The sequence below is a fragment of the Streptomyces sp. NPDC006265 genome (genome assembly GCF_040613555.1).
Lineage (GTDB): Bacteria > Actinomycetota > Actinomycetes > Streptomycetales > Streptomycetaceae > Streptomyces.
The window spans coordinates 1-4748 of the sequence record NZ_JBEXSH010000723.1 but is presented as its reverse complement, the minus strand read 5'-3'; the positions used below and the strand labels follow the sequence as shown (position 1 = coordinate 4748).

The following is a 4748-nucleotide window of genomic DNA, read 5'->3' as shown; positions in this document are numbered from 1 at the left end:
GACGTCGAGGCGGTGGGGTTCGGACCCGGCAAGGTGCGGATCCGGGTGCGCGCCACGGGGCTGTGCCACTCGGATCTGTCGGCGGCAGTGTTTTTGCGGCAACCGGTCAGACCGGCTGTGGCTCACGGGCAGGTCGGTGAATCGGCCTGCCCGCGCCGGTGAGCGGCGCTCCCGTGCCGCCGTGCCGTACCGCGATGATCTCCGCCGCGATGGACACGGCGGTCTCCTCGGGCGTACGGGCTCCCAGGTCGAGGCCGATCGGCGACCTGAGCCTGGCCAGGTCGCGCTCGCTCACGCCCGCGTCCCGCAGCCGCCGGTTGCGGTCCTCGTGGGTGTGGCGGGAGCCCATCGCGCCGACATAGGCGACGGGCAGCCGCAACGCCTCCGTCAGCAGGGGGACGTCGAACTTCGCGTCGTGGGTGAGCACGCACAGCACCGTGCGCCCGTCGGTCTCGGTGCGCCGGAGGTAGCGGTCGGGCCAGTCGACGACGATCTCGTCGGCCTGCGGGAAGCGGGCCCGGGTCGCGAAGACGGGGCGCGCGTCGCACACGGTGACGTGGTATCCGAGGAATGTGCCCGCCCGCACCAGGGCCGCCGCGAAGTCGATCGCGCCGAAGACGATCATGCGGGGCGGTGGGACGGCCGACTCGACGAGCAGGGTGAGACCGCCCGGGCAGTGTGATCCGTCCTCGGAGAGCTCCACCGTGCCGGTGCGGCCGGTGTCCAGCAGGGCCCTGGCACGGTCGAGCGCCGCGCGGTCCAGCTCCGGGCCGCCGCCGAGGCCACCGTCGCACGAGCCGTCGGGGCGGACCAGCAGGGACCGGCCCACGAGGCCGGACGGGCCTCGCACCACCCGGGCCAGGGCCACCGGCTCGGACCGGGCGGCAGCCGCCAGCGCCGCCCCCTCCACCGGGCGACCGCCCCCGAACGGGGTGATCATGACGTCGATCGTGCCGCCGCAGGTCAGCCCCACCGCGAAGGCGTCCTCGTCGCTGTAGCCGAACCGCTCGACGAGCGTCTCGCCCTCTTGGAGGGCCTGAAGGCACAGGTCGTACACCGCTCCTTCCACACAGCCCCCGGAGACCGAGCCGACGGCCGTGCCGTCCGCGGAGACGGCGAGCGCGGCGCCGGGAGGGCGCGGGGCGCTGCCGCCCACGGCGACGACCGTGGCGACGGCGAAGTCCCGGCCCTCCTCGATCCACGCGTGCAGAGGTCCTGCGAGATCAAGCATCGCCGCCCGCCATCAGCACGCGGTCGGGGCGGATCGGCAGGTTCCGGTGGCGTACGCCGGTCGCGTGCCACACCGCGTTGGCGACCGCCGCGGCCGCGCCCACGATGCCGACCTCGCCGATGCCTTTGATGCCGACCGGGTCGTCCGGGTCGGGGTCGTCGACCCAGTCGGCTTCGATGTGCGGTATGTCGGCGTGCGCGGCGACGTGGTAGCCGGCGAGGTCGGCGCCGTAGAGGCCGCCGCTCGCCCGGTCCCGGACGGCTTCCTCGTGCAGGGCCATGGAGATGCCCCAGATCATGCCGCCGACGAACTGGTTGCGGGCGGTGAGCGGGTTCACGATGCGGCCGGCCGCGAAGATGCCCAGCATGCGGCGCACACGGACCTCTCCGGTGGCGGGATCGACGGCGACCTCGGCGAACTGCGCACCGAAGGCGTGCCGCTCCTTCTGGGCGAGGGCGCCGAGGGCTTCGGCCGTGTTCGACCGTACGGTGACGCCCTCCGGCGGGATGTCCGCGCCCGGCGCGAGGCTCCGGCGCAGTTCCTGGGCGGCGGCCGTGACGGCCCAGCTCCAGGAGCGGGTGCCCGCCGAACCGCCGGCGATCCCGGCGGGGCCGAGATCGCTGTCGCCGATCTGCACCCGGACGCGGTCCGCCGGGACTTCCAGGGCGTCGGCGGCGACCAGGGTGAGCGCGGTGCGGGCGCCGGTGCCGATGTCCGCGGCGTTGATCCGCACCGTGAAGGTGCCGTCCGCCTCCGCGGTCAGGGCCGCCGTGGACGGCATGGCCAGCGTGGGGAAGGAGGCGGCGGCAGTGCCGGTGCCGAGCAGCCAGCGGCCCTCCCGGCGCACGCCGGGCCGCGGATCCCGCCCGTCCCAGCCGAACCTGCGGGCGCCTTCCCGGAAGCAGGGGATCAGGTTGCGGCTGCCGAACGGCAGCCCGGACACCGGGCCCACCTCGGGCTCGTTGCGGACCCGCAGCTCGATCGGGTCGATGCCGCACCGCTCGGCGAGTTCGTCGAACGCCGACTCCAGCGCGAACGAGCCCGACGCCTCGCCGGGGGCGCGCATCCAGGTCGGGGTGGGGACGTCGAGTTTCACAAGCCGGCTGGCCGTGTGGTGGGCGTCGGCGGCGTACATGGACCGGCTCGACGCCGCGCTGGGCTCGACGAAGTCGTGGACGGTCGAGGTCTGGCTCAGCGACCGGTGCTCCAGCGCGAGCAGCCGCCCCTCCGCGTCGGCGCCGAGCCGGACCCGCTGGGCGGTGGGGCTGCGGTGGCCGGCGAGGGAGAACATCTGCCGGCGGGTCATGACGACCCGGACCGGGCGCTGCAGCACGGTCGCGGCCATCACGGCGGCCACCTGGTGGACACGAACACCCTTGCTGCCGAAACCGCCGCCGACGTGCTCGGACCGGACCCGCACGGAAGCCGGGGCGAGGGAGAAGAGGTTCGCGAGCTCGCCGGCGACCCAGCCGGTGCCCTGGTTGGAGTCGACGACCTCCAGACGACCGCCCTCCCACCGGGCCGCCGCGGCGTGCGGCTCCATCGGGTTGTGGTGCTCCTCCGGAGTGGTGTACTCCGCGTCGACCACGACGGCGGACGCGGCGAGTCCGGCCTCCAGGTCGCCCTTCTCCACCACGGCCGGCATGTGCCCGTCGAGCGCGTACGCCTCGGCCTCCCGCCCGGCGGAGAACGCGACGTCGTGCGGCTCCCGGTCGTAGAGCACCATGAGGGCCTCGGCGGCCTCCCTGGCCTGCTCGGAGGTCTCGGCCACGACCAGGGCCACCGGCCAGCCCAGGTGGGGCACGCGGTCGTGCTGGAAGAGGCCGACGGTGGGGTCCGGCGGGGTGCCCATCATGCCGGTGTAACCGGTGTCGACACGCGGGGCGTTGTGGTGGTGGAGCACGGTGAGAACCCCGGGCATGGCAAGCACGGCCTCGGTGTCCAGGGCGCGGATGCGGCCGCGGGCGACGGTGGACAGCACCAGCCAGCCGTGGGCGAGTTCCGCGAAGGGGATCTCGCCGGCGTAGCGGGCCGCTCCGGTGACCTTGTCGCGGCCCTCCACGCGCGGGTGCGCGGTGCCGACGGCTCCCCTGGTGGCGGTGGTCATCGGGCGGCCTCCTCGGCGAGTTCGCTCAGCACGGCCACGACGAGGTTGCGCATCAGGGTCACCTTGTATCCGTTGTGGGGCAGGGGCCTGGCGGCCGCCAGTTCGGCGTCCGCGGCGGCAGCGAAGTGCTCCGCGTCGGCCGGGCTGCCGGTCAGGGCGCGTTCGGCCGCGCGGGCGCGCCAGGGGCGGGAGGCGACCGCGCCGAAGGCCAGGCGCACGTCGTGGACGAGGCCGTCCCGGACGTCGAGCGCGGCGGCGACGGAGCCGATGGCGAAGGCGTACGAGGCCCGCTCGCGCACCTTGCGGTAGCGGGAGTGGGCCGCTGTGGCGGTGGGTGGCAGGGTGACGCCGGTGATGAGCGCACCCGGTGGCAGGGCGGTCTCCCGATGCGGGGTCTCCCCCACCGGCGGGTAGAAGTCGGCGAGCGGCAGCTCACCCGCCCCGGCGGCCGTTTCGTACGACACCCGAGCGTCGAAGGCGGCCAGCGCCACGCCCATGTCGGAGGGGTGGGTGGCCACGCAGTGGTCGGAGGCTCCGAGGACGGCGTGGTTGTGGTGCTCTCCCCGCGCTGTCGTTCGAGAGCGTGACCGTCCGGTACCCGGGGCGGTCGGCGGACGCCGTCTCGAACGTGTCCTTCGGCGTCGAGCCCGGGGAGACGGTCGCGCTGGTGGGACCGAGCGGCGCCGGCAAGTCGACGCTGCTGAGCGTCCTTCTGGGGTTCGTGCGACCGGCCGAGGGGCGGGTGCGGGTCGGGGAGGTCGACCTCGCCGAGGCCGACCTTCAGCAGTGGCGCTCCCGGATCGCATGGGTGCCGCAGCGTCCGCATCTGTACGCCGGAACGATCGCCGAGAACGTACGGCTGGCGCGGCCCGGCGCCGACGACGACTCCGTACGGCGTGCTCTGCGGGACGCCGAGGCACTGGCGTTCGTCGACGCGCTGCCCGAGGGTGTGGACACCGCGCTCGGGGAGGACGGCGCAGGACTGTCCGCCGGGCAGCGGCAGCGGCTCGCGCTGGCCAGGGCGTTCCTCGCGGACCGGCCCGTGCTGCTGCTCGACGAGCCGACGGCGGCGCTGGACGGGGCCACCGAGGCCGAGGTCGTGGCCGCGGTGCGGCGCCTCGCGGCCGGACGGACGGTACTGCTGGTGGTGCACCGGCCGGCGCTGCTGGAGGTTGCGGACCGGGTGGTGCGGCTGGCGGATCCCGAGACCAGCGCTGCCTCTTCTGTGGCGTCCGCAACGGTCCGGGGGACTGGAACGCGGTCCGCCGAGGCCGAGCCGCCCACCCCGGCCCAGTCCGTCGAGGAGCCCACCTCAGGCGACGTCCTCGCACGCGTCCGCGCCCTGTCCGGCGCCCGGCGCGGACGTCTGGGGCTCGCGCTGCTGCTCGGGAGCCTCGCGCTGGGCAGTGC

The 4748-nt window shown here is 74.9% G+C and carries 2 protein-coding genes and 2 pseudogenes; 1 reads left to right on the top strand and 3 read right to left on the bottom strand.

Translation table 11 applies throughout. The features are described 5' to 3' along the window. Positions 1-106: 106 nt before the first annotated feature. The 3 genes and pseudogenes from ABZ281_RS38385 to ABZ281_RS38375 form a co-directional block, all read right to left on the bottom strand. Complete coding sequence (locus ABZ281_RS38385; protein WP_356662645.1) at positions 107-1231, bottom strand: XdhC/CoxI family protein; 1125 nt, start codon at positions 1229-1231, stop codon at positions 107-109. Next, entirely contained in the window at positions 1224-3338 is a 2115-nt protein-coding gene (locus ABZ281_RS38380) for a xanthine dehydrogenase family protein molybdopterin-binding subunit (protein WP_356662644.1), read from the bottom strand. The genes ABZ281_RS38385 and ABZ281_RS38380 overlap by 8 nt, the downstream gene beginning before the upstream one ends. Next, a pseudogene (locus tag ABZ281_RS38375) lies at positions 3335-3901 on the bottom strand (FAD binding domain-containing protein); the annotation flags it as partial. The gene ABZ281_RS38380 and the pseudogene ABZ281_RS38375, both read right to left, overlap by 4 nt. On the opposite strand from ABZ281_RS38375, the pseudogene ABZ281_RS38370 reads away from it, so the two are divergent. Then, positions 3898-4748: pseudogene (locus tag ABZ281_RS38370) on the top strand (ATP-binding cassette domain-containing protein); the annotation flags it as partial. The pseudogenes ABZ281_RS38375 and ABZ281_RS38370 sit on opposite strands and share 4 nt — an antisense overlap.

What these genes read in the sequence shown, in the direction of transcription:
- ABZ281_RS38385 (WP_356662645.1), bottom strand. Translation starts at nt 1,231, where the DNA reads ATGCTTGATCTCGCAGGACCTCTGCACGCGTGGATCGAGGAGGGCCGG.
- ABZ281_RS38380 (WP_356662644.1), bottom strand. Translation starts at nt 3,338, where the DNA reads ATGACCACCGCCACCAGGGGAGCCGTCGGCACCGCGCACCCGCGCGTG.